Source organism: Neobacillus rhizosphaerae (genome assembly GCF_937468385.1).
GTDB lineage: Bacteria > Bacillota > Bacilli > Bacillales > Cytobacillaceae > Neobacillus > Neobacillus rhizosphaerae.
This window is the reverse complement of record NZ_CALBWS010000001.1, coordinates 58,007-84,003: the sequence shown is the minus strand read 5'-3', so window position 1 is coordinate 84,003 and position 25,997 is coordinate 58,007. Positions and strand designations below refer to the sequence as shown.

The 25,997-nt window shown below is 37.9% G+C and carries 24 protein-coding genes and 1 pseudogene; 20 read left to right on the top strand and 5 right to left on the bottom strand.

Features of this window, described 5'->3' with window-relative positions:
* Positions 1–310: 310 nt before the first annotated feature.
* The 3 genes from M5A78_RS00385 to M5A78_RS00375 form a co-directional block, all read right to left on the bottom strand.
* Positions 311–1,975, bottom strand: coding sequence for a PAS domain S-box protein (locus M5A78_RS00385; RefSeq protein WP_248733310.1), 1,665 nt, complete (start codon positions 1,973–1,975; stop codon positions 311–313).
* 163 nt (positions 1,976–2,138) lie between these two features.
* Entirely contained in the window at positions 2,139–2,645 is a 507-nt protein-coding gene (locus M5A78_RS00380) for a GNAT family N-acetyltransferase (protein WP_248733309.1), read from the bottom strand.
* A gap of 330 nt (positions 2,646–2,975) precedes the next feature.
* The gene (locus M5A78_RS00375; protein ID WP_248733308.1) at positions 2,976–3,128 is read right to left on the bottom strand and encodes a YpzG family protein; all 153 of its coding nucleotides are present in this window, start codon (positions 3,126–3,128) and stop codon (positions 2,976–2,978) included.
* 266 nt (positions 3,129–3,394) lie between these two features.
* Here M5A78_RS00375 and fabG point away from each other — a divergent pair, with 266 nt between their 5' ends.
* From fabG to M5A78_RS00345, 6 genes and pseudogenes are all read left to right on the top strand, one after another.
* Positions 3,395–4,159 (top strand): 3-oxoacyl-ACP reductase FabG, encoded by a 765-nt coding sequence (gene fabG / locus M5A78_RS00370; protein WP_248733307.1) that lies wholly within the window; start codon positions 3,395–3,397, stop codon positions 4,157–4,159.
* A gap of 23 nt (positions 4,160–4,182) precedes the next feature.
* Positions 4,183–4,632, top strand: a complete 450-nt coding sequence (locus M5A78_RS00365) for a MaoC family dehydratase N-terminal domain-containing protein (protein ID WP_248733306.1) — start codon at positions 4,183–4,185, stop codon at positions 4,630–4,632.
* Positions 4,629–5,030 carry a MaoC/PaaZ C-terminal domain-containing protein gene (locus M5A78_RS00360; RefSeq protein ID WP_248733305.1) on the top strand — a complete coding sequence of 134 codons (402 nt, stop codon included), beginning with the start codon at positions 4,629–4,631 and terminating at the stop codon, positions 5,028–5,030. The genes M5A78_RS00365 and M5A78_RS00360 overlap by 4 nt, the downstream gene beginning before the upstream one ends.
* Positions 5,031–5,213: 183 nt before the next feature.
* Positions 5,214–6,419: an acyl-CoA dehydrogenase gene (locus tag M5A78_RS00355; RefSeq protein WP_248733304.1), complete on the top strand. Its 1,206-nt coding sequence runs from the start codon at positions 5,214–5,216 to the stop codon at positions 6,417–6,419.
* A 24-nt stretch (positions 6,420–6,443) separates the two neighbouring features.
* A pseudogene (locus M5A78_RS00350) lies at positions 6,444–6,593 on the top strand (SDR family NAD(P)-dependent oxidoreductase); the annotation flags it as partial.
* Positions 6,594–6,693: 100 nt separating this feature from the next.
* Complete coding sequence (locus M5A78_RS00345; protein WP_248733303.1) at positions 6,694–7,545, top strand: GNAT family N-acetyltransferase; 852 nt, start codon at positions 6,694–6,696, stop codon at positions 7,543–7,545.
* Between the two features lie 75 nt (positions 7,546–7,620).
* On the opposite strand, the gene M5A78_RS00340 is transcribed toward M5A78_RS00345, so the two are convergent.
* Positions 7,621–8,364 carry a flagellar motor protein MotB gene (locus M5A78_RS00340; RefSeq protein ID WP_248733302.1) on the bottom strand — a complete coding sequence of 248 codons (744 nt, stop codon included), beginning with the start codon at positions 8,362–8,364 and terminating at the stop codon, positions 7,621–7,623.
* Positions 8,348–9,145 carry a flagellar motor stator protein MotA gene (motA, locus tag M5A78_RS00335; RefSeq protein ID WP_248733724.1) on the bottom strand — a complete coding sequence of 266 codons (798 nt, stop codon included), beginning with the start codon at positions 9,143–9,145 and terminating at the stop codon, positions 8,348–8,350. The genes M5A78_RS00340 and motA overlap by 17 nt, the downstream gene beginning before the upstream one ends.
* A gap of 385 nt (positions 9,146–9,530) precedes the next feature.
* Between motA and M5A78_RS00330 the strand changes: the two genes are divergently transcribed.
* The 14 genes from M5A78_RS00330 (at position 9,531) to M5A78_RS00265 (ending at position 25,976) form a co-directional block, all read left to right on the top strand.
* Entirely contained in the window at positions 9,531–10,376 is an 846-nt protein-coding gene (locus M5A78_RS00330; protein ID WP_248733723.1) for a CheR family methyltransferase, read from the top strand.
* The gene (locus M5A78_RS00325; protein WP_248733301.1) at positions 10,348–11,388 is read left to right on the top strand and encodes a protein-glutamate methylesterase/protein-glutamine glutaminase; all 1,041 of its coding nucleotides are present in this window, start codon (positions 10,348–10,350) and stop codon (positions 11,386–11,388) included. The genes M5A78_RS00330 and M5A78_RS00325 overlap by 29 nt, the downstream gene beginning before the upstream one ends.
* 348 nt (positions 11,389–11,736) lie before the next feature.
* The gene (locus M5A78_RS00320) at positions 11,737–13,113 is read left to right on the top strand and encodes a flagellar hook-length control protein FliK (protein ID WP_248733300.1); all 1,377 of its coding nucleotides are present in this window, start codon (positions 11,737–11,739) and stop codon (positions 13,111–13,113) included.
* Between the two features lie 16 nt (positions 13,114–13,129).
* Positions 13,130–13,567 carry a flagellar hook assembly protein FlgD gene (gene flgD, locus M5A78_RS00315; RefSeq protein ID WP_248733299.1) on the top strand — a complete coding sequence of 146 codons (438 nt, stop codon included), beginning with the start codon at positions 13,130–13,132 and terminating at the stop codon, positions 13,565–13,567.
* 36 nt (positions 13,568–13,603) lie between these two features.
* Positions 13,604–14,542: a flagellar hook-basal body complex protein gene (locus tag M5A78_RS00310; RefSeq protein WP_248733298.1), complete on the top strand. Its 939-nt coding sequence runs from the start codon at positions 13,604–13,606 to the stop codon at positions 14,540–14,542.
* 89 nt (positions 14,543–14,631) lie between these two features.
* Positions 14,632–15,606 (top strand): flagellar motor switch protein FliM, encoded by a 975-nt coding sequence (gene fliM / locus M5A78_RS00305; protein WP_248733297.1) that lies wholly within the window; start codon positions 14,632–14,634, stop codon positions 15,604–15,606.
* 1 nt (position 15,607) lies between these two features.
* Positions 15,608–16,735 (top strand): flagellar motor switch phosphatase FliY, encoded by a 1,128-nt coding sequence (fliY, locus tag M5A78_RS00300; protein ID WP_248733296.1) that lies wholly within the window; start codon positions 15,608–15,610, stop codon positions 16,733–16,735.
* Between the two features lie 30 nt (positions 16,736–16,765).
* Positions 16,766–17,128 carry a response regulator gene (locus tag M5A78_RS00295; RefSeq protein WP_248733295.1) on the top strand — a complete coding sequence of 121 codons (363 nt, stop codon included), beginning with the start codon at positions 16,766–16,768 and terminating at the stop codon, positions 17,126–17,128.
* A gap of 62 nt (positions 17,129–17,190) precedes the next feature.
* Positions 17,191–17,625 carry a flagellar protein gene (locus tag M5A78_RS00290; RefSeq protein WP_248733294.1) on the top strand — a complete coding sequence of 145 codons (435 nt, stop codon included), beginning with the start codon at positions 17,191–17,193 and terminating at the stop codon, positions 17,623–17,625.
* 380 nt (positions 17,626–18,005) lie between these two features.
* Positions 18,006–20,159: a HAMP domain-containing methyl-accepting chemotaxis protein gene (locus tag M5A78_RS00285; RefSeq protein ID WP_248733293.1), complete on the top strand. Its 2,154-nt coding sequence runs from the start codon at positions 18,006–18,008 to the stop codon at positions 20,157–20,159.
* A 259-nt stretch (positions 20,160–20,418) separates the two neighbouring features.
* A complete protein-coding gene (locus M5A78_RS00280; RefSeq protein ID WP_248733292.1) occupies positions 20,419–22,680 on the top strand; it encodes a HAMP domain-containing methyl-accepting chemotaxis protein in 2,262 nt (753 codons plus the stop codon).
* 305 nt (positions 22,681–22,985) lie between these two features.
* Positions 22,986–24,995: a chemotaxis protein CheA gene (locus M5A78_RS00275; RefSeq protein ID WP_248733291.1), complete on the top strand. Its 2,010-nt coding sequence runs from the start codon at positions 22,986–22,988 to the stop codon at positions 24,993–24,995.
* An 18-nt stretch (positions 24,996–25,013) separates the two neighbouring features.
* Entirely contained in the window at positions 25,014–25,439 is a 426-nt protein-coding gene (locus tag M5A78_RS00270) for a chemotaxis protein CheW (protein ID WP_248733290.1), read from the top strand.
* Between the two features lie 57 nt (positions 25,440–25,496).
* Positions 25,497–25,976: a chemotaxis protein CheW gene (locus M5A78_RS00265; protein WP_248733289.1), complete on the top strand. Its 480-nt coding sequence runs from the start codon at positions 25,497–25,499 to the stop codon at positions 25,974–25,976.
* Positions 25,977–25,997 lie beyond the last annotated feature (21 nt).

Below are 25,997 nucleotides of genomic sequence, written 5' to 3'. Positions count from 1 at the left end.
GACTCCTGCGGGAGTACGGGGCAGGGGAGACCCCACAGGCGCTCATTAGCGCCGAGGAGGCTCCCCGGCACGCCCGCGGAAAGCGAAGCGCCTGGAGCGCAAATCAACAGACATGTTGCATGAATAATACTATAATAAATTAACGCAGTGAAATGTTAAAGCAACATAAAAAATAAAGGCTGTCGAAGGTTTTTCGACAGCCTGAGCTCGCTTTAAGCGGGCTTTTTCTGAACAAACAAATTAATACCTACGGCAAATGAAAAACTGACCAAAAGTCGTCATTCAACGACCTTCAGGGTCAGCCTCTTTTTTAGTTTTCAAATTGGGAATTTCCCCGCTTTGCACGAATCTGCTTTATGGGCAGAATTACTTCAACAGATGTCCCTTGATTTTTCTCACTTTTAAACCGAATCGTCCCTTTGTGTGATTGAACAATCTTAAAGCTGACCGTTAACCCTAAACCAGTTCCTTTTTCTTTAGAAGAATAAAACGGCTCGCCAATTTTCTCTAATCTTTCCTTTGATATTCCGCAGCCATTGTCTTTAACCGTTATGCGAATGTGTTCATTTTTTAGCGGTTCTAGAACTATAGAAACAGTACCGCCATTTATCGATGCTTCGATGGCATTTTTAATGACATTAATCAGTAATTGCTTGATTTGATTTGACTCGCATTCAATCATCAGGTTTTCTTCAGGTAAAATGGACTCAATTTGTACGTTATATAAACTGGCCTCTGTGTTTAATAACGAGATGACATCGATTAATAGTTTTTGAATCTCCACTTTGGTATATTTCAGATGCTGCGGCTTGGCTAACAGAAGCAGTTCCCCTACAATGTGATTGATACGGTTTAATTCATCTAACATAATTTGATAGTATAATTGATGCTTTTGATCTTCCATTTGCAGAAGCTGCACAAAACCCTTTAACGAAGTAAGGGGATTACGGATTTCATGAGCCACACTTGCAGATAACTCCCCAACGACGGACAGCTTTTCCGTTCTTCTAAGTTGCTCCTCCGTTTTCCTCAACGTAGTTACATCTCTTCCGTAGCCAATTATTCCAGTAGTTTTTCCATTAATAACCATTTGAACTGTTGTACATTGTAAGGTAATTGTTTCACCGGTAGCATGTGGTAATTTTATTTCAATCATTTGCGGTTTAATTTCTTCAATAGCAGAGGAAAATAATTTCTTCAGGTATAAATTATATTTTCTCGGTAATATGGTTCTTATATTTCTCCCAATTGTTTCTTCCCGCTTGTAGCCAGTAATGACATCAAATTGTGGGTTTAGGTTGGTAATATTTCCGTTCAAATCCATCATATAAACAATATCGGGACTGTATTCAAATAATGATTTATATTGCTGTTGACTTTCAATTAATTGTTGTGCCATTTTCTTTTTTTCTGTGATATCGCGGCCGATTATCACTAATCCCTGCCTGCTGCCATCCTGGTTAAACAGTGGAACCTTGATGGTGTCAAATATTTTCGAAGATCCATCAGGAACGGGAAGGACTTCTTCAATACGGGTAAATTCTCTATTTTTCCATGTTTCCTCATCTGATATTTCACAGTACCTAAGGGCATCGGCATAAAATTTTGTATATTCGGCTAACTCCGAGTCTTTTTTTTCACGATATTCAACATTTTCCAGCTGAAATAATTGTAAGCCATAGTCATTTGCCTCAATCCATCGGCCATCGCCATCTTTAAAATTAACGAAATCCACCATCGAATTGATTAACGTGGACAGTCGTTTTTGATCTTTCTTAGATTCATGTAACTCTTCTGTCTTATTAATGAAAAAATAAATAAATCCACCAGTAATAAGGATATAAAGGACTTCTTTACCCCTTTCTATTAGTTCAACAAGGGAAGAATGAACAAATTGATGAATGAAATAATTTGAGCCGAATATCCAAATAAAACTAGAGATAAAGTAAATGAAAACTACCTTTTTTTTATCCATGAATATCTCCAATCCCTTCAAGAAAGCTGTATCCAAGAACGATAGAAATTCTTTTCTTCAATTGATTAATAGTACTAAATAATGAGGGGATCTGGAATATTTCCATGGTGGAAAAATATGAATAATTTCTTTGGTTTATATAGGAAAATTTTCTTAGTGTGATTCAACTAGGAAGTCTTTTCCCAAGAATGAGTAAATCTCTTTCAACACCATCAAGTTCCGCCACTTTCGGAAGGTATGCCCATGTTTCAAAACCGAAGCCTGAGAAAAGTTTGATGCTTGGTTCATTAAGGGCAAAAATAAAACCAAGCAAGGTTTTGATTTGCAGCTCCGGGCAGGCTTCAATTGCTTTTTGAATCAGGAATTTCCCAAGCTTCCTACCACGGAAATCAGGGTGAATATAGATACTGATTTCGGCTGTGGCGTTGTATGCCGGCCTTCCATAAAAGGATTGAAAGCTTACCCATGCGCAAACCTCCCCTTGGCTCTCAACAATCCATAATGGCCGGAATTTCGGAGAATGCTCGTTAAACCACTGCACACGACTATCAACCGTGATTGGCTCGAGGTCAGCAGTCACCATTCTGCTGGAAATGGTTGTATTATAAATGTCAATAATCACGGATAAATCAGTAAGCTTGGCATTCCTAATCGTAAAAGTCTCAAACATTTTGACCACTCCTTTTAACACTACGTCTAATTTAATAGATTAAATGTTAAACTTCAGTTCAGTAAAAATCAATATTAAATTATAAAGAAAAAAAACCTTCTCGATTGACGAATGTAGAGGTGTAGTACGATAAAAAACACAGCTTTTCATCTAAGTAGTAATTGCTAAAGCAGTTTTTCTTAGAGCTCCTATGTAATCAGAATTTATGGATATACATTTTGATTAGTTGAAGAAAAACCTTTTCCTAGTACACAGTACCGAGAAAAGGTTTTTCTGCTTTTGGGAGTATGGCTGGTATACTCCCTCTGTTTCGTTTCATTGCCAGAGCTGTTACATGCGGTTTGCTTTGGCAACGCTCCTTAAGATGATTGTGGCTTGCGTCATTTGAGTTTGCCCGTTCACCTGAGACTTAGCATGTTTCGGTCTCGTCGTAGTGTGGTAAAAAAGCTCTGAGTGTGGATCTAAACGATCTTTATAACCCATTCAAAATCACCTCATCATAGGATACTTTGAAACGATGATATTCAAAAGGAATATCATATTTATCATTTGTAATATGACCAAAAAATAGTCACGATATAAAAAAAACGATGTTAAAAAATGCTTTTCAAATAAATAAACCTTGTATTTTCAGAAATTTCGAAATAAAATATAAGTAACATACCAACCGGTAAGTACGTTATGGAGCTAGTGACGGCTCTGCTTTTGTATTTTGGTTTTTTTCACTATCTACTTTGGGAGGAATAGACATGGCTGGAAGATTTGCGGGAAGAGTGGCATTTGTCACCGGTGGAAGCAGGGGCATTGGTAAAGGTATTGTCGAGCTTTTTGCACAAGAAGGAGCAAAGGTAGCCATCATCGATTTAAATGAAGCGGCGTTAAGTGAGACAACAAGTGAATTTAAGGAAAAAGGATATGAAGTTTATTCAAAGGTGGCCAACGTCGTTGATGCCAAGCAAGTGGATGATGCCGTTAAGGAGACATACGAGGCGTTTGGGTCGATTGATATCCTTGTCAATAACGCAGGGGTTATTCGCGATAATCTTTTGTTTAAAATGACGGATTCAGATTGGCAGACAGTCATGGATGTGCATTTAAAGGGTTCGTTTAATGCAGCTCGTGCTGCACAAAAATATATGGTCGAACAAAAATATGGCCGCATCATCAATATATCTTCTACTTCCGCACTCGGTAATCGCGGCCAGGCCAATTATTCTGCTGCAAAGGCAGGTCTCCAGGGATTCACAAAAACACTTGCTATAGAACTTGGCAGGTATGGCATAACGGCCAACTCTGTCGCACCTGGATTTATTGAAACAGAAATGACAAAGGAAACAGCTGCCAGAATTGGTATCCCATTTGAACAGTTAATTCAAGCAAGTGTAGCCGATATCCCTGCCGGCCGCAGTGGAAAGCCGGCTGATATTGCCAATGCTGTGGCATTTTTTGCCGACGAGAAATCATCCTTCGTTAATGGTCAGGTCATATATGTTGCTGGCGGACCAAAAAATTAATTTAGTGGTGAGGTGAAGTTGAATTGTTTAAAGATCAAATTGGCAAGCTGTCAAACAAGGTGAAAAATGTTGTCGAGAGAGGTGCGGTAAAGAAATTTGCAGAGGCCATTGGTGACCTCCATCCAATTTATTTTGATGAGGATACAGGCAGACTATCAAGGTATAAAAACAATATTGCCCCGCCCACCTTCCCAAGGATATTTGATTATGGTGTGATTTCAGACCTCAACCTCCCAAGTAAAGGATTGATCCACGGCGAACAAACGTTTCACTACGTTAGGCCACTAGTGGTTGAAGAAGAAATTTACTGTTATTTCAAGGTGAAAAAATATTTTGAGAAAAAAGGGAACTTTGGTGAAATGGGGTTCATGATACTTGAAAATTACGGGGAGGACTTGGGAGGAAAAACAATTTTTAGCTCAACCTCGACTATCGTCATATCTGAAGCGGTGAGGAAGGTGATCACTAGGTGAGTACGGTTGCGGAATTACAGGTAGGCAATGTGCTAAAGGAAATTCATCTTGAGCCTGTCTCAAGGCTGGACTTGATTAAGTATGCCGGTGCTTCTGGGGACTTTAATCCGATTCATACCATTGATGAAGAGGCAAAAAAAGCGGGCTTACCAGGAATCATTGCCCACGGGATGTGGACAATGGGAAATCTAGCCCAGCTTTTTACCGAATACTATGAAGAGGGTTTCATTCAGGATTATTCAATCCGCTTTAAAGGGATGGTATTTTTACATGATGTGATTACTCTTAAAGCAATCTTAAAAGAAAAACAGGAAAATAAGCTTCGCTTTAACGTCCAGGCAATTAACCAGGAAGGAAACGAAGTGTTAAAGGGTGAGGTTTTGTATCACCAATATTAGAAAATTCGTATTAACTTTTATAATTATTGTTGACCCGGCACCAATTAGGAATCCCTTTTTGAGGCTGGGTTTATTTCTATCTGGGAGGTAGCTAGTAACCGAGGGGGATTGATAGTGAAGGAAATTGTCATATTAAGATGATTTACATACCAACTAGTTAGTATGTTGAAAGGGTGGTAAAAGATGAATTTTAGTTATTCCGAAAAGGTAAAAGAGTTACAGAAAAAACTGACAGAATTTATGGAAGAATCCATTTATCCAAATGAAAAGGTTTATCTAGAGCAAATTGATAAAAAAGAACCATTTTCAAAGATTCCCCCGATTATGGAAGGACTAAAAGATAAAGCAAAGCAGGCAGGATTATGGAATTTATTTTTACCTGAAAGCGAATATGGCGCTGGTTTAACCAATAGCGAATATGCACCGCTTTGTGAAATTATGGGAAGGTCAGCTATTGCACCAGAAGTATTCAATTGTGCAGCCCCTGACACAGGAAATATGGAAGTTCTTGTCCGTTATGGAACTGAAGAGCAAAAGGAAAAATGGCTTAAGCCTTTATTAGATGGTGAGATCCGTTCTTGTTTTTCGATGACTGAACCCGATGTAGCCTCATCTGATGCAACTAATATACAAGCTAGTATTGTCCGCGATGGCGACGAATACATCATCAACGGAACGAAGTGGTGGTCATCAGGTGCAGGAGATCCTCGTTGTAAAATCGCAATTATGATGGGCAAAAATGATCCCGATGCCCCTACGTATGAACAGCAGTCAATGATTCTTGTTCCCCTAGATGCACCAGGGGTAACAATTAAGAGGATACTGCCTGTTTTTGGCTATGATCATGCGCCACATGGCCATGCAGAGATTGAGTATAACAATGTTCGGGTACCAGCGTCCAATATGTTATGGGGCGAAGGTAAAGGCTTTGCAATTGCTCAAGGGCGGCTTGGACCGGGAAGAATTCATCATTGTATGAGATCAATTGGTGCAGCGGAACGAGCACTAGAGGACTTATGTAAACGTGTTCAGAGTCGGACAGCTTTTAGAAAAAAACTCGCCGAGCAGGGTGTGATACAGGAATGGATTGCCGATTCGAGAATTGAAATCGAACAGGCTAGATTGCTCACGCTAAAAGCAGCATACATGATGGATACTGTTGGCAACAAAGAGGCGAAAGCGGAAATTGCGATGATTAAAGTCGTTGCTCCTAATATGGCATTAAAGGTGCTTGACCGGGCTATCCAAGCCTTTGGTGCGGCTGGGGTAAGCGATGATTTCCCATTAGCCGCCAGCTGGGCGAATATCCGAACACTAAGGTTTGCGGACGGTCCAGACGAGGTACACCGGAGAGCGGTTGCGAGATACGAATTGAAAAAATACCGCTGATGCTAGTTTGGGGGGAGATTTACGATACGTGTCAAGAAGCTGCTTGATTTATCAGGGAGAGTGGCAATTGTAACAGGCGGAGGCAGAGGGCTTTGGCGGGAAATTGCCGAAGGTTTAGCTGAAGCAGGGGCGAATGAGGTGGTCTGTTCAAGAAACCTAGATGCCTGTGAAAAAGAAAAAGAGAGTGTTTTTTGTTTTAATTAACTAGACTGCACGGTCGATTTTGTGGTTGTAATCAAAAATAATAACGATAACTAATAAAAGGAGACGATTTATGAGAATTACATTTAAAAAATTAACCGAATGTACTATTCAGGATGCAATAATGGCCTGGAATAAAGGATTTGAAGACTATTTTGTAAAAATGGAAATGACGCCCGAACTCTTTTTCAATCGTTTGGAAAATGAAGGTTTATCCTTGACTCATTCCTTTGTTGCTTTTGACCAGGAGGAGCCCGTGGCCATAGTTCTAAATGGATTTCGAGTAATTAAAGGAAAAAAAACCGCTTGGAATGGCGGGACAGGGATTGCAGTCAATTATCGTGGAAAAGGGGTTTCTAGATTGATCATGGAGGAGGCCCTTAAGATTTATTCAGAAGAGGGCAGTGAAGTGGCAACCCTTGAAGCAATAAAGGAAAATGAGCGAGCCATCCGTTTGTACGAGAGGTTCGGTTATCAGATAACTGATTCTCTTGTTTATTTAAGTGGGTTCCCGGAAGTGAAAGAAATATCTATACTAGCCAAGTCTATTCGCCCAGAACAGCTCTCAGCTTTCCCTTTTTATAACGAAAATGTAGCATGGCAATGTCAGTGGCAGAGTGTCAAGTCCGGTGAAGCGCAGATCTATTTTGACAAAGATCGGAATCCCCTTGGCTACTCTTTGTTTAAACGAGTTTGGAATCAGGAAGGGCAATTGGAGAAGGTATTCTTATTTCAATTCGAACTTTTCTGTGAAGTAACTGAAGAAAGCATTCAGGCTGTTTTCGCTTCAATATCTGAGGGTGAAAGGAATCCTGTTTGTTTTATCACGATAAACGCATCACTTTCAAATCCAGTTATTCAATACTTAATGGATCATGGGTTTAAGAAAACAACTGAACAAGTTCAAATGGTGAAAAAACTTTAAAGAAAAGCCAGCTCCGAAAATGGAAGCTGGCTTTTTCTGAATCAAAAACTATCAAAAAAGTTCAAAAAGAATCATTTAGTTTTTTCGTAATATAATAATATTAACGCGCCGATTTTCCTGTTTATGTTCCACAGTATCATTTGGAAAGAGAGGTTGGTATTCTCCATATCCAACAAATTGCAGCCGATTTTTGGCAATATTTTTTGATTCAAAATAATGAAGAACACTAACTGCTCTTGCGGAAGAAAGTTCCCAATTTGATGCGAATTCGGCAGTTTTGATCGGAACACTATCTGTATGACCCTCAATACTTACTGGATTTGACACAGTATTAATTAGCCCCACAAAAGCATCCAACATTTTTAAGGAATTTTCCTTCAAACTTGCTTTTCCAGTATCAAAAAGTATAACATCCTTTAACGAAATCTCGACACCGCGTTTCGTATCCTGAAGTGAAATTACCGTTTCTAAATGATTGTCAACAATGTACTTATTTAATTGTTCCATTAAATTGTTGAGTTCTATTTCTTCCTTACTTAGTCCAGGATCAGGTTCTTGAACTTGGGTTTGCTTTGCTGGCTCCTTCGCTGGAGGTGTAATAGTGAGCCCAGCTTCTTTACTATCAATGTTTGTACCAGTCAGTTCCGATTTGAAGGCTTCCATAATAGAGTGGTACTTCTCTTTATCGAGATTACTAGAAGCAAATAAAACAATAAACAAGGCTAATAAAAGTGTTAAAATGTCAGCATATGGAATCAACCAAGATTCACTAATATGCTCTTCATGATCTTCTTCAAATCTATCACGCCGTTTTTTCATGTAGGTCTTCCTCTATTTTATTCTCATACTTCTTGCGTTCGTTTGGAGAAATATAAACCGTTAATTTTTTCTCTAAAGAACTTGGTGAAATCCCTTGATAGATGGCTAACAAGCCGTCTATCGTCAAAAGCTTTAATTCTTGTTCTTTTTTAGAAAGACGTTTTAGCTTATTAGCTAATGGGTGCCACAGGACATAGCCTGAAAAAATACCTAACAAGGTTGCAATAAAGGCAGCTGAAATCGAATGTCCTATTTTATCCACATCAGTAATATTTCCAAGTGAAGCGATTAGTCCAATTACCGCTCCGAGTACGCCAAGTGTTGGGGCATAAGTTCCAGCTTGGGTAAAAATTAGTGCACCTGTTTTGTGGCGCATGTCAATGGCTGCGACCTCATCTAATAAGACCTCTTCAATGAACCCAACATCATAACCGTCAATAATTAGTTCGAGTCCTTTTTTAAAGAATGGGTCATTTGTATTTGTGGAAATTTCCTCGAGCGCAAGAATTCCTTCTTTTTTGGCAATTTCCGCACATGATACTAAATTTGAAATTTGCTCTGCCTTAGAAGGAATTTTTGGTTCAAACAGGGCGATTTTTATCAATTTAGGAAAATGTTTGATTTCACTAAATGGGAAAGCAACCATGATTGAAGCCGCTGTTCCTCCGAAAATAACTAAGTATGCCGCTGGATTATTTAATGCTGATAGTGAAGCTCCTTTCAAAACCATTCCGAATCCGACTGCTAGTAGTGCTAACAAAATTCCAAAAATACTAGACATCATTTTCTCCTTTTAGTGTATTTTATATAATTTAATAATCTTATTGTACGTCACAAGGCAAAATTCGACAATAATGTTTTTATTTTGTTTGATTCCATATTTACGGAAGGAACTTATTCCATTGACTAAAATCAATTGTGTCAACTTTTCGCAAATCGGGCAATACATAAAATAAATGTCCGATTATTAAAGTAGAAAAGGTGTTTGCTGATAAAAGACGGTTCCGTATCAAATTTAACCAAAAAACTACATATGGATAATTTAGACGTATAATTTTCATTTGACGCGAATCTATTTATCCAGTAATTTTATACTAACAAAGGAGAACTTTAAGCATAAAAATAAGACCTTTCTATATATTGGTTGACTGAGGAAGTAAAAGGTGATGAACATGCAAGATAACGGACTGGTAAAATTAAGCCAAATCATTTATGACTATTGTGGACTACGGTACGCCGATCGGCTTCCCACTCTAAAAGAAAAAGTTTCAAAACGGGTGTTGGAACTCGGCCTCTCGCACTGGGAATATTGTCAATACTTGAAAATGTCACCTGGAGAATGGGATGTAATTGTCGAGTTATTAACAATTAATGAAACATATTTCTATCGGGAAGAGAACCAATTAACCGAGTGTTGTTCTTATGTATTGTCACTTATTAAAAGAAAAAATAAAAATCGCCCTATACGAATATGGAGTGCAGCCTGTTCTAGTGGAGAGGAACCCTATTCCTTGGCCATGTTGATTCAGGAAACGGGGCAATTTCTGCCTGGATCGATAGAAATTATTGCAACAGATATTAACAAAAAGGTTCTTCAAAAAGCTGAAATGGGATGGTACCATCATGGGTCGTTTGCATTTCGTAGGACTCCTGAAAATCTATTGAAGAAATATTTCACAGATGAAGACGGGGGACACCAAATCAAACCATCCATTCAAAAAATGGTACAATTTCAGTATTTAAATCTCCTTGAACAAGATAAAATATTTCAACTTGGTGAGGTTGATATTATTTTTTGTAGAAATGTTTTGATCTATTTTGATCACGATACAACCAAACGGGTTATCCGAAGTTTACATCAAAATTTAGCAGATGGAGGGTACTTGTTTCTTGGTCACGCTGAATCCATTACGGATATGACCTTGGGGTTTAAAAAAGTGGACTCCGATAAGACTTTTTATTATCGAAAGGAATCTGATCAAAATGAGACAGTACAGTGTATTAGTGGTTGATGACTCTGCCTTTATGAGAAGGGCCATTAGCCATATGCTGGAAGAGGACCCGCAATTTTATGTAATTGGCATTGCAAGGAACGGGGTCGAAGCTGTAGAAAAGGTACAACGATTAAAGCCAGATCTTGTCACTATGGATGTAGAGATGCCGAAAATGAATGGCTTGAAAGCATTGGAGCAAATTATGCAAACTTCCCCAGTTTCAGTGGTTATGTTAAGCTCTCGAACCGGAGAAGGAGCGAAGGAAACTCTACATGCTCTTGAACTTGGAGCAGTTGATTTCTTTTTAAAAGAAAATCTTATTCGGGATCAGAGTGGCGTAGATCATACGAATGAATTTTTACAGCGATTAAAGGGTATTGTAGAAGCCAAACTTCCGCGTGTTGCCGTTTCATCGGTTCACCCGCAACGAAAACAAGTAAGAAAAATGAATCGCCAGAATACCGATCTCATTTTCATCGGTTGTTCTACTGGAGGGCCTTCTGCCTTACAAACAATTCTCCCTTGTTTTCCAGCGGATTTACCGATTCCCATTGTCGTTGCCCAACATATGCCACCGGGTTTTACTAAACCTTTGGCTGAGCGGTTTAATACCTTGTGTAAACTGAATGTTAAAGAAGCAGAAAATGGACAAGTAGTCCAAGAGGGGACAATTTATATAGCACCCTCTGGTTATCAAACCAGGTTTGATAAAAAAAACGATGGCACTGTGATTTTCAAAGTGGATAACGATGTAGGTGTGGAAGCTTTATACAAGCCTTCCATTGACATAACGCTTAAATCAGCAGCGCCTATTTTCACTGATCGACTATTATCTGTGATCTTAACCGGTATGGGTGTTGACGGGATGCAAGGATGTGGATTAGTGAAAAAATATCATGGAAATGTGTTTGTGGAGGCAGAGGATTCCTGTATTGTGTATGGAATGCCCAAAGCGGTTTTAGAAGCAGGATATGCAGATGGACAATATGTGCTTTCACAAATGTATCAAGAAATTATGTCCTTTATTTAGTCATTAGGGGAGTGAGTTTATAAGGATAAAGCTTCAATAATCAATTTCTTTCACAAACACTATTTGATAAATATATTTGCAGTGATAAAAAAATATCAAAAACTATCAAACAAAAATTTACTAGATAATTACTATTGTGTTAAAATGATACTATAAGTATTAAAATTACCAACACCATAAACATAATAAATAATAACTTCTTTTGACAGTAAAATAATCAAAAATTATTTGTAAGAAAAGTGAATAAAAATTTGATAGCCTTTAAAAAATCTCATGACGGAACCGGTTCTATGGGTTATAATGTAAGGTAATCGTGATTATTTATCTAAATGAAAGGAGGCAAGCTGTTTGGATGTTGCCCAAATTCAAATCAAAATAACTCAAACAAATCGATTAGATGAAGGAAAACCAAAGTCAACTTCACAAGCTGAAGATTCAGTGAACTCTTTCGATCAGATATTAGCTATGTTTAATTTTGGGGGTAATTCACCAAAATCAGACTCGCTTACAGGACTATCTTCTGTGCAAAACGGTTCAGTTAAGGAGAAAGGCGATCAGCTTGATTCGACAAATATCAATAAAGAAGATTGGCTGCAATTAGACGCCATTTTGACATCGTTGCTTGCAGTAATCCAGCAAGCACAAGTACCAAATGTACAAGCAAACGAGTCACTTCCATCGGGTGAATCCACTATGTTAAGTCCTCAGCAATTGATCACTACCGACGTTAGGAGTTCATTTGCCCAGTGGTTCCAAGTGGAGGAGGGATTCAATCAAACAACAACTATTGACACTAGTCAACTGATCCAGGGATTAGGACAGTTAATGTCTGAATTAAGTTCTCTAGAAAAGCAGAAATCGTTGGAAATCCCTACTAATATAAAGGATAAACTCCAAATGATTTTGGATGAAATAAAAACTGAGAATAACATTGATGGAACAACACTACATAACGTCCAATTACAAAAAAATGAGTTGTTTTCAGGTGAAAAAAAACAAGATCCTGGTATTGTAAAACCATGGTTGAGCTTGGATAAAAATCAAGTGATGTTTTCATCCGTACCCAACCCTGGAACAAGTATACAAGAGAGCAGTAATTTTGTCCGAGATCCATTATCTAAACAAGTAGAAGACCTAACAAGATTTAATGGGCTGACGATAATGGGGAATCATCAGTTGCAAGCACCTGAGGATTCAATTATGCCAAAGACTGGATCTCCCTCCCCACTTCTTCAAGTTTCAGAATTTGCTCCAGAAGTGAGTGAATGGATCAGTCGTAACATGAGGATTACTAACGGTCAGCCAGGAAGTACTGAGGTTAAATTTTCATTGTTTCCTGAACATTTAGGCCATATTGAAATAAAAATTTCTTCCCAGCAAGGACTTGTCTCGGCACAAATTTTGACGGACACTTTAATGGCGAAAGAAGCTTTAGAAGGTCAACTTCAGCAGCTCAGACAGTCTTTAATGCAACATGGCATAGTAGTTCAAAAACTTGATATCGTACAGCAAACACCAGTATCCAATGACTTGAATCATGCAAACCTTTCCTTTTCTCAAGGTGAATCCAGTTCATCCCAAGAACAACGAACCTTTAATTCCAATCAGGACGAATCAAAAATACTGATGGATGATGATCAAACGGAAATTGAGAAAGAGACGTTAGCGATCACATACGGGGGAGCAGCGCGAAAGACTGCTTCAAGTATCGATTTCACGGCATAGAAAGGGGTCAAGGTTAATGAGCAATTTTGTGGACATAACAAATGTTCCTAATAGCAATTCACCTTTTAATAATATCAAACCTTTTGAGGAAAAAAGTATCCTAGGAAAAGATGACTTTCTACGGATTCTTGTAACACAGTTAGCACATCAAGATCCTTCTAATCCACTTCAGGATAAAGATTTTATTGCGCAAATGGCAACTTTTAGTTCCTTGGAACAAATGACGAATTTAAATATTGCTTTTGGGAAATTTGCTACGAGCCAAATCAATCAGTATACTGCTGCGATTGGTAAACAGATAAGTTGGACACCAGCAGGAGCAACATCTCCAGTTACCGGTGTGGTAACCGGAGTATCTAGTCAAGATGGAAACTATTTTTATCTAGTTGGGAATGAAAAAATTCCTAGTTACCTAGTGACTGAAATCAAGGAAGTCACACCTGAATCGAAATAATTCTAGCAAAAATAAGAGAATAGGGAGGAAAATAATATGTTAAAGTCACTTTACTCTGGGATTTCGGGAATGAAAGGGTTTCAAACTAAACTTGATGTAATTGGAAATAATGTTGCCAATGTCAATACGGTAGGATTCAAAAAAGGTCGTGTCATATTTCAAGATATAATCAATCAAAATATCGCAGGTGCTACTGCACCAACTACTCAAAGTGGTGGGGTTAATCCAAAACAAATTGGTCTTGGATCAAAAATATCATCTATCGATACGATTCATACACCAGGAAGCCCGATGACAACTAATGTTGGAACAGATTTAGCTATTGATGGAGATGCATTTTTTGTTGTTACCCCAGATGATCCAAATAAAAATGGTGCGAGCTATTTAACAAAAGCAGGTAATTTCACAAGGGATGCGAATGGGAATCTAGTCAACTCTAATGGATATTTTGTTTCAGGGGTTTATGGGACTGCGAGTCCAAAGGATAAAGTAGCAATAAATATTACAGATTATACCGTCCCTGATCCGGCTGATCCTACTAAAACTATAACATTAAAATTTACATCCTATTCGATCGACTCAGAAGGTTATATTAATGTGAAGGATGAAGCAGGAAATAGTGGGAAATTAGCATTTGATGGAACGAATTATTATTTAAACTCGGACCCAGCAAAACCAAATGATAACATCTCCTTAGCAACTGCTGTTGTTTCCAACCCAGGTGGCCTAGAAAAGGTCGGTAATACAATGTTTGTGGTAACTGGAAATGCTGAAGCAGGTGGAAAATTGACAATTGATCGTATTCAGAACAATAGTGGCGGTACAATCATCTCCGGTATTTTAGAAATGTCAAACGTCGATTTAACAGAAGAATTTACCGAGATGATAGTTGCGCAGCGTGGCTTCCAAGCAAATGCTAGAACAATCACCACTTCGGATTCGATTTTGGAAGAAGTTGTGAATTTGAAACGATAGCATTGGTATAGGTTGGAGATAATTATTGTTTAAAAATATACAAAAAAAAAAAGATTCAATAACTCAGGGAAGAGTTAGGGGGATGCCCTTTGGCGGAAATATTATCGCAACAAGAAATCGATGCCCTCTTATCAGCCTTAAATAATGGCGAATTGCAAGCATCCGATGTAACAGAGGAGAAAGAAAAAGTAAAAGTATATGATTTCAAACGAGCGATGCGGTATTCCAAGGAGCAACTACGTAGCATTACGAGAATACATGAGAATTTTACCAGATTGCTGACATCCTATCTTTCAGCTCAACTAAGAACGTTCGTTCAAATTGAAATCGATCTCGTAGATCAAGTGAACTACCAGGAATTTATCGCGTCCATCCCCTCGCGTACGATTTTGAACGTCTTTGAAGTGAAACCGATGGATGAAAAAATGGTTATGGAAATTAATCCTCAAGTGGCCTACGCAATCTTAGAACGTTTGCTAGGTGGGCAAGGGGATCCGTCTACTCGAAACGGAACATTAACAGAAATCGAAGCGGTGCTCATGCAAAAGATTTTTACTCGTGCGTTTGATATGTATCAAGAAGTATGGAAAAACATCGAAAATATTAAAGTAAAATGGGAAGCGATTGAATCCAATCCGCAATTTATTCAGATCGCCTCCCCAAATGAAACTGTAATTATCATTGCTCTCCGTACTACTATTGGAGAAGTTACAGGTCGGATGACGCTATGTTTACCGCATTTAATCGTGGAACCAGTGCTGCCGAAATTATCTACGCATCAATGGCTTTCTTCCATGTCTAAAACTAACGTCCCTCAACAGGATAAATTAAAGCAAAACCTAGAACCGGTGCCTGTTCCCGTGATTGCTGAAATAGGGGAAGCAACCTTACAGGTTTCAGATTTATTCAACCTCCAAATTGGAGATGTGATAGGGATAGAAACAGGGAAACTACAAGTCAAAGTAGGTCGCTTGACAAGATTTTTGGGCAACCCCGGCATTCAAAAAGGGCATTACGCTGTCCAAATTGATCAAGTAATCCAAACGGAAGGAGATGGTCTATAAGATGGGCGATGGTTTATTATCTCAAGAAGAGATCAATGCACTGTTCAATCCAACAGATACAAAACGAGCTATTTCTATCGATGATTTTTTGAGTTCCATGGAGAAAGATGCATTAGGGGAAATTGGTAATATATCTTTAGGAAGTTCTACTACGGCTCTCTCCACTCTTTTAAATCAAAGGGTAGAAATTACTACCCCTACAATGGCCGTTATTGAGCGGGATCGAATGGAAGAGGGAATACAGCAAAAGAATGTGGCCGTGCACGTGGATTATACGGAAGGTATCCGCGGAAAAAATCTGTTAATGATTAAAGAAGATGATGCGAAAATCATTGCTGATTTGATGATGGGCGGTGAGGGTACTGGGGTGGACCTTGAACTTACGGAATTGCATCTAAGTGCCGTTCAAGAAGCTATGAATCAGATGATGGGGTCAGCAGCTACATCCATGTCGACTTTGTTTAAACAAAAAGTGGATATTTCGCCACCGTCTATTGATGTACTCGGTTTTCCACCAAAAAAATTAGAACACTTGGAGGATGACATTATTATCGAGGTTTCCTTCAGTTTAAAGGTTGGCAACCTCATAGATTCCAATATGATACAGTTAATTCCTTTGTCATTCGGAAAGGAAATGATCAATAAAATTCTTTTTCAGGAAGGTTCAGTCGTGAAAAATTCGGTTTTGGAGGAAGCAGTAGTTGCTCCCAATCAGGAAGCGGTTACCACAACCGCACCCACTTCGCAGTTTGATGGAAGGTCGATTCCACAAAAGCCAACACAGAATTCGGAAAATGCTAAAGTACAAAAAGTCGAATATGCGAGTTTCTCAGAGACACCAGTTGCCAGTGGAGCCAGTTCTGGTGTAGGCAATATCGACATGTTATTTGATATTCCATTGGGAATTACGGTGGAGTTAGGGCGTACGGAAATGCAAATCCGCAAAATCCTTGAATTGGGGCCGGGAGCTGTAATACAATTGGATAAATTGGCAGGAGAACCAGTTGATATACTTGCTAACCACAAGTTAATAGCCAAAGGGGAAGTGGTCGTGATCGAGGAAAACTTTGGTGTACGTATCACAGACATTATTAGCCCTATCGATCGTCTAACCAAAATGACCAAGTAAATTTCAACAATGAATATTGGAGGAGCAAATATGTCAAGGGTATTAATCGTTGATGATGCAGCTTTTATGCGCATGATGTTAAAAGATATTTTAAACAAGAATGGACTGGAAGTTGTTGGAGAAGCAGTGAATGGTGCAGATGCCATAGAAAAATATCGTGAACTACAGCCCGATGTAGTGACGATGGACATAACGATGCCTGAAATGGATGGAATTACGTCTGTTAAGGAGATAATAGCAATTTATCCACAAGCTAAGATTATTATGTGCTCGGCTATGGGACAACAACCGATGGTATTAGAGGCGATTCAATCGGGTGCGAAAGATTTTATTGTGAAACCTTTCCAAGCGGATCGGGTAATTGACTCAATCACTAAAGTGTTAGGAATTTAGATTTACCCTCGAATTCTTTGCTTAACAATATTAAGTAAAAAACACAAAAAGGGGGGAGACATTTGGGTACACCACAATTGACTAATTGTCCAAAATGCGGCAAGCTCTTCCTACGTATAAGAAATATTTGTGACGTCTGTTATAAAAAACAAGAAGATGATTTTTTGAAGGCTGCCGCTTACTTGCGTGAACATACTGGTATCACGCTTCAAGAATTAAGCGACGCAACTGACGTCTCGGTTACTCAAATCCGTCAATTTATTTGGGCAGGTCGAATCCTGGTGGATAACTTCCCTAACCTATCATATCCTTGCGAATCGTGTAGAAATATGATTCAAAAAGGGAGAAAATGTTCAAGCTGTACGGATACTCTTAATAGGTTAGCTAATCAAGTTGGGATTAAAGAAGAAAATGAAAAAAGAGATCCAAGCCAGGAACGTGATGGTATAACTGGTGGTTACATATCTCATTATTTAAAAGAAAAAAGCGAGAAGTGATCGTGTCTGGTCACCCTCGCTTTTTCTATTGATTCAGAATTATTCAGACGAAAACTTTTTATTTGATAGAAAAGAAATGCCTCTCAAACCACCTAACATATTAAAAAAAATTCAAATATGAAACAAAAAATCAAAAACGAATCAAAAAGAAATGTTTAAAATGTAAAAAATTATGCTAATATGAGGTGAATATATTTTTTTCATACATAATTTTTCGGATTTTTTAAACAATCTATTTGCTTATTCCAATTAGGAAAATCCTTGTCAACGAAGAGGGGAATGATAAATTTTAATTCCAATCAGTTTTTTAATGGGAAGGATGAAACTTCTCACTAAAAAGGATATTAAGTTATTTGAAACTGAAATAGGAGAGGGAAAATATGTTGAGAAATGTGTCAATGAATGTGAAACAATGGGGTAGTTATATCATTGTTATATTATTTTTTGTGGTTGTAACCGATGTTTCTTACAATAATGTAAACCATCTAAGAGATCAAACTCAAAATATTGGAAAAAAAGATGTGCCGAAGATTGTATTAGTAGGAACCTTAAAAGAAGAGTTTACACGTATTCGTTTAAATACAACCAAGCAAGCATTTGAGCACAACTCAGTAGATAAAACAAAAATGGAAAATTTCGTAAATGAAGATATTACAAATGTAAGAAAGAATATAAAGGCATTGGATCTACTTAGCCAATCTGAACAAGATCAAAAATTATTATCAGAGTTTAACAAAAACTTTGAAGAATATGTTGGTGTTCTTCCATCATTCTTCGAAAAATCTAGAAAGAACAATTATGATACAATACATACACAAATAGAGCTAATGACACCTCTTGGAGAAAAAACCGTCACTTCGCTTGATAATCTCTATATGGATGCCCAAAAAAATGCCAAGGCTACCCTCAAAGATTCCAATGAAGATTCAAATAGGTTTAATTATGAAATATTAATCCTATCAGTTATCGGTTCTCTCTTTAGCGTCTTTATTGCCTTCTTTATGACTAGACTCATTAGTCGTGCTGTCAATAGGGTAGTAAAAAATGTTGAAATTACCACGAATTCTGTTACAGAAATTAATAATTCGATTAATAAAACCACCACAAGTTCACATGAATTAGATGCTTCTATGAATAATGCAAACGGTTCTGTTAGTGAACTTGTTGCCTCTATACAGCAGGTTGCAGGGAACACCAATTTAACGGCAAATGGAGTAGATGAAATCTCTGCAGCGATTGAACAAATGAGTGCTACTATTAATTTAGTGGCAGAAAGTGCAAGTCATTTAGATAATTCTGCTGAAGAAACATCAGCTGCAATACAAGAAATGATGGCTTCTATCGAACAAGTGGCTGGTAATTCAGGTAATGTGGGCGCAAGTGTGGAACAAATCACCTTAGCGATTGAATTAATGAGCGAGTCCATCAATGGGGTAAGCAAAAATGCGATTAATTTGTGCCAAACTGCTGAACAATCTTCCGAAACGGTAGAGGAAATGGTTGTTTCTATTAAGAAGGTTGCTGACAGTGCACAAATCGTTAACCAACTTAGCAACACTGTTATGAATGATGCTCATGAAGGAACACTTTCTTTGAATGAAACATTAAATGGAATGAAAGAAATTTCTCAGGTTATTAACCAAACAAGTGATGTGATGGGAAACCTAGAAAAAAGTTCTAAAGAAATCGGCAGCATTATCGAAGTCATCGATGATATCGCCGATCAAACCAATCTATTGGCCCTAAATGCCGCAATTGAAGCAGCACGTGCGGGAGATCAAGGAAAAGGATTTGCGGTAGTTGCAGAAGAAGTACGAAAACTAGCTGAACGATCTGCAATGGCAACCAATCAAATTGCTCTCCTAATTAAAGGAATTCAAAATGAGACGGCAATTGCCCTCAACTCTATCAAAGATGGTGCTCATAAGGTTACGATTGGGAATCAATTGGCGGAAAAAACGAATCAAGCAATCATGAAAATTTCTGCTGGTATCGCCCAAGTTACAGAGGAAATGAATCAAATTGCCAATGCAACGGAAGAACAAACGAAGAATAGCGAATTTATCATAAAAGTGGTAGAGAATGTGACGGAGCAAGCAACAGAAATGAGGTATTCTACCAATGAACAATCGATTACGGCTGAAGAAATCGTAGTTGGCATAACCAACACAAAGAAACAGGTTCAACAAATTAGCATGGCAACGGCCGAACAAGCAAAAGGCAGTCATGCGATCGTTAATGCAGTAGAAAATGTCACAACCCAATCCAGTTCTGTAACAAACGCAACAAAGGAGCAGGCCCTTACTGCCGAAGAAATCGTCCGCAATATTAGTAGTATTAAAGATATGGTCCAACAAATGATGATTGCCACGAATGACCAAGCAAGATATGGTCAAGAAATCGCGTTAGAGGTTGGAAATGTTAAGAAACAAACAGAAGAATTAAATGCTAGCATAGAAACGCAAACTAAAGAAGTGGACGAAGTAGTACATGCAATCAATGATGTAAATTCCCAAATTATAAAACTAAAATAATTCATTTCAAGGATAAACGCTTTCGCAGAAATTGTGGAGGCGTTTTATGCTGTTACCCCTAAAAAGTTATTCTTTATCTTATATTTTTTGATTGATAAAAAAATCTTGTATCAAAATCATTGTTGATCTTGCGAAAAATATTCAAAAGTAAAAACTATCAAAAAAATTTGGATAAAAAGTCAAAAATTATGCTAAGATGAGATATATATCGATAAATTACAAAAAGTAAAATTATTCTGAACGGGGGAGAGCGTAAATAATGTTTCGTAAAAAGTCATGGAAGGTATTAAGTGAAGCATCAAGTAAGGCATTTAGTAAAGCATCAAGTAAGGCATTTAGTAAAGCATCAAGTAAGGCATTTAGTAAAGTAATGAATAAGTTGTCTATGAATGTGAAACAATGGGGTAGTTATATCACCATCCTATTATTTTTAGGATCTATAACTTTTGTTTCTTACAATAATATTAACCATTTAAATAATCAAATGCTTTATTTAGGAAATACACAAGTGCCTAAAATTGAAATAATAGGAAATTTAAAACAAGAGGTGACTAATGTTCGTTTATATGCAGCTAAGCACGTATTTGAACAAAATGAAGGAGATAAAGCAAAGTTAGAGAAATTTATTAATGGTGACATCGAAAAAGTAAGAAAAAACTTAGATGAGATAGAGAAACTAAATCTTGATGCAGAAAATAAAAAAAATTTAACAGCGTTCCGTAAAAACTTTGAAAAATTGGTTTCCTATATCCCATCTTTCTATGAACAGTCTAGAAGAAATGATGATGATTCAGCAAAATCACAGATGGCTATATTGGCAAACTATGAAGGGAACACTATCGTTTCGTTGAATCAATTGGCTATAAGTATTCAAAAAGATAATAAGGATATTCTTACAGAATCTGCAAAACAAGCGGCTAGCTCGACAAAACAGATCATTGTCTTTTCCATTGTGGCCATGATGTTTAGCATAAGTATTTCATTTTTTATGACTAAACTCATTCGTCGCGCCGTTTTTAGAGTTGTTAATAATGTTGACACCACCACTAAATCGGTTACTGAAATTAAAAGGTCAATTGATAAAACCGCTATTAGTGCACACGAATTGGATGCCTCTATGAACAAAGCAAACGATTCGGTAAGTGAACTCGTTGCCTCGATTCAACAGGTAGCAGGGACCACGAATGTAACCGCTTCCGGTGTGGATGAAATTTCAGCTGCAGTGGAACAAATGAGTGCTTCTATTAATTTGGTGGCAGCTAGTGCAGACCATTTGGATATTTCTGCGGAAGAAACATCTTCCGCTATTCAAGAAATGATGGTTTCTATCGAACAAGTAGCAATGAACGTTGGAAACGCTGGTACAGGTGTGGAACAAATCACAAAGGCCATTGAATTAATGAGCAAGTCCATTAATGGAGTTAGTGAAAATGCCATTAATTTAACGACTACGGCTGAACAATCCTATGAAACAGTGGAAGAAATGGTCGTATCGATTAAGAAAGTTGCAGACAGTGCGCAAACGGTTAACCACCTCAGCAACTCTGTTAAGAATGATGCCCTTGAAGGAACGATCTCGCTGAATGAAACATTGAATGGGATGAAAGAAATTTCTCAAGTGATTAACCAAGCAAGCGATGTAATCGAAAACTTAGGAAAAAGTTCAGAAGAAATCGGCAGTATTATCGAAGTCATTGATGATATCGCTGATCAAACCAATTTATTAGCACTCAATGCCGCGATTGAAGCCGCACGAGCTGGAGAACACGGAAGGGGATTTGCGGTTGTTGCTGATGAAGTCCGTAAACTTGCTGAACGGTCTGCAAAAGCAACAAAAGAAATTGCTGTCCTCATCAAAGATATTCAAAAGGAAACCGCTGTTGCCATCACCTCAATTAAAGAAGGTGAACAGAAAGTAGCTGTTGGAAATCAATTGGCGGAAAAAACGAATCAAGCAATCAAGAAAATATCTGCAGGTATCGCCCAAGTGACAGAGGAAATGAACCAGATTGCTAAAGCCACGGAAGAACAAACGAAGAATAGTGAATTCATCACCCAAGCGGTTGAGAATGTGACGAAGCAAGCCACAGAAATGACACATTCTACAAAAGAACAAACAATTACGGCTGAAGAAATCGTAATCGGAATCAATAATACAAAAGAACAAGTTGAACAAATCAGTCTAGCAACAGCAGAACAAGCACAAGGCAGTCAAGCAATTGTAGCAGCAATCGAAAATGTCACCACCCAATCGAGCTCTGTGACAAACGCCACCAAGGAACAAGCCCTAACGGCAGAAGAAATTGTTCGCAATATCAGCAGTATAAAAGAAATGGTCCAACAAATGATGATAGCGACGAATGACCAAGCTAGGTACGGTGAAGAAATCGCATTAGAGGTTGGAAATGTTCAGAAACAAACAGAAGAATTAAATGCTAGTATTGAAACTGAAACTAAAGAAGTAGACGGGGTAGTAAAAGCAATCACTGAGGTAAATACCCAAATTATAAAACTAAAATAATTGTCTATGGGATAAAACGCTTTCGCATAAGTAGCGGAGGCGTTTATTCGTTTAAATGTGAAAAATATATTGGTAATACGGCATTGTGAAAAATTAGTTTGATTAAAAATAGTATTTTTGTCAAAAACAGCTTGTTCTAATAAGTTTAAACAAAAAGCAACAAAACTAAAAAACTATCAAAAAAATCAAATGTAAAGTCAAAATATATGGTAATATGAGGTATATATTTGATTTCTACAATATATATTAACCCCCAATTTCCTTGGGTACTACTTTTGTATGCTATTTAGCGAGGGGAGTTTGAAATGGATTTAAATAATTATTTAGAAATGTTTATCGAGGAATCAAAAGATCATTTGCAGGCAATAAATGACGAATTGTTAAAACTGGAAACGGAACCAGAAAACATAGCCATCATAAACGAAATCTTTCGTTCGGCACACACGCTTAAAGGAATGGCTGGTACTATGGGATTCGAAGACCTGGCCTCATTGACTCATGAAATGGAAACAGTCCTAGATCTTCTCCGTAATTCACAATTGAATATCAGTCCAGAAATTATGGATGTCATATTTAAGTGTGTGGATTTCATCGAAAAAATGGTTTACAGCATCGAGCAAGGAGGCGATGGAAAAGAAAATGTAACGGACATCCTATTCCAGCTCGCAAAGATTCAAAATCCTTCTGTTTCCTATGACATAGACCTTGTTGACGCCTCTAGTGAGGTGGCCGTTACTGCGGAACTAGTGCTTGATGAGTTTCAAAATTCCTTGATTAACGAAGCAAGGCTGATGGGCAATACCGTATATCAAATCACTGTAACACTTGATGAAAGATGCGTGATGAAATCGGTACGTGCCTACATGGTTTTTCAAGTTGCTGAAGAACTTGGTGAGATTATTAAGACCGATCCACCTGTAGAAGAAATAGAAGAAGAAAATTTTGTTAATTCCTTTACCCTTATGCTGTTGTCACAGCGCGACATGAAAGAAATACAAAAACAACTTGCTAATGTCTCAGAAATAAAAGAAGTCACCGTAACTGAAAGAATAAATCAAGAATTGGTAGCGGAAAAACCAGCTATCAGAGACGTTTCAGAAACTGTTCAAACCAACCAACCTCAAATTAATGAAAATGCGAGTGAAAGCAAGAAAAAACAACGTTCAAAATCAATTCGGGTAGATATTGAAAAACTAGATCATTTAATGAATTTATTTAGCGAATTAATCATTGATCGTGGAAGACTAGAACAAATTTCCCGGAAGTCAGGGCTTTCCGAACTGACTGAGACAGTGGAGCACATGACTCGTATATCGACAGATTTACAAGATCTCATTTTAAACATGCGCATGGTTCCAGTGGAACAGGTATTTAATCGATTCCCGCGGATGGTAAGAGACCTTGCAAAAGAGCTAAACAAGAAAGTTCAATTGGTGGTGGAAGGTGAAGAGACAGAATTAGATCGTACGGTCATTGATGAGATCGGAGATCCTTTGGTCCATCTCCTCCGCAATGCCTTAGATCATGGGCTTGAGTCTACGGAGGAAAGATTAGCCAGCAAAAAACCCGAAGAGGGAAAGATTTTTTTGAAGGCATATCATGGTGGAAACCATGTGTTTATCGAAGTTGTCGATGATGGGAAAGGCATTAACCGTGAAAAAGTCCTGAATAAAGCGATTGAACGGGGTGTGGTAACGGTAGAGGAAGCTAAATCGCTTACAGATCAACAAATTTATGCCTTGATACTCTCTTCTGGATTTAGTACGGCAGAAAGAATATCAGATATTTCTGGTCGGGGAGTGGGCCTAGATGTCGTTAAAACCAAAATTGAATCATTGGGTGGTGTAATCAGTATTGATTCGACACCAGGACAAGGATCTATTTTTCACATCCAACTGCCGTTAACCTTATCTATCATTAATTCTATGTTAGTGAAAGTGGAAGAAGAAACATACGCGATTCCATTTAGTTCGATTGTGGAAATTACGATGATAACACCTGAACAAGTATCAACCCTTCATGGACAAAAAGTGATTCAATTCAGAGAACAGGTCGTTCCGTTAATTTATATAAACGAAGTTTTCAATGTTCCAGCTGTTGAATCAGAGTTCAAAGAACAAGAGCTATATATTGTTGTTGTTCGAAAGGGAAATAAGACAGTGGGGTTAGTGGTTGACTCCGTGCTAGGACAACAAGAGGTAGTATTAAAATCTTTAGGAGGCTTCTTACCCAACCAATTTGCTATTTCAGGTGCGACCATCCTTGGAAACGGAGAAGTGGCGTTAATTATAGATTCCAATCAATTTATTAATTAGAAAGGAAGGTCCTTTTCAATGACAATGTTTAAAATAGTCGCCTTTATATTGGGAGAAGAAGAGTATGGATTAGACATTGAATATGTGCAATCCATCGAACGAATCGATCAAATCACAAGGGTTCCAAATGCACCATCATTTGTAAAAGGTGTTTTCAATCTTCGAGGAAATGTCATTCCTGTTATTGACTTGCAAGGCAAGCTAAACCTTGGACAGGCAAAATACACTGATAAGACACGAGTGATTATCACAAAATTTGAGGACATCGAATTGGGGCTAATTGTTGATCAAACTAGCGATGTTATTGATGTGGCTCCTGAAGCACTTGAAGCCATTTCTTCAAGTGGTTTTGATTCCGACTATTTTGGAGGTATCGCCAAAATCGACGGTCGTTTGATCATACTGTTAAAATTAGCGGAATTGATGAAGGCGGAGAGTAACTAACAAAATATGCTTGTGGATTAGAGCTACTCGATTTTTTAAAAAGAAAAGGGGGATCGTATGAAGGATCAGATCACGTTACAAGATTTTAAGGCACTCATATTTAAAGTAGGTCAGGAAGAGTATGGGGTACATATTAAACAGGTCGTTTCCATTGAACGAATGCAGGCTATTACTCCCTATCCAAATCGGCCGGCCCATGTGATAGGAGTTACAACGATACGAGATGAAGTGATACCTGTTGTCGACGTACGGACAGCGCTGATACGGGAAACAATAAAACCGACCGATGACATGCGAATCATTATTGTTCAGACGGATGATAATGCAATTGGACTTGTCGTCGATGCTGCTACGGACGTGTTGGATATTGCTCCGGACACAATTCAACACTCAAACCTAATGGAGGAAAAAGATGTTTCTTACCTGTTGGGAATATCTAAACTAGACCAACGATTGATCATTCTCTTAGACATCGAAAAATTACTAGAAGACACAACGAATTTAGATGAATTGAAAGAAATAAAAAATGAGTTATAAAAGTTATTAGAATAGAAGGAG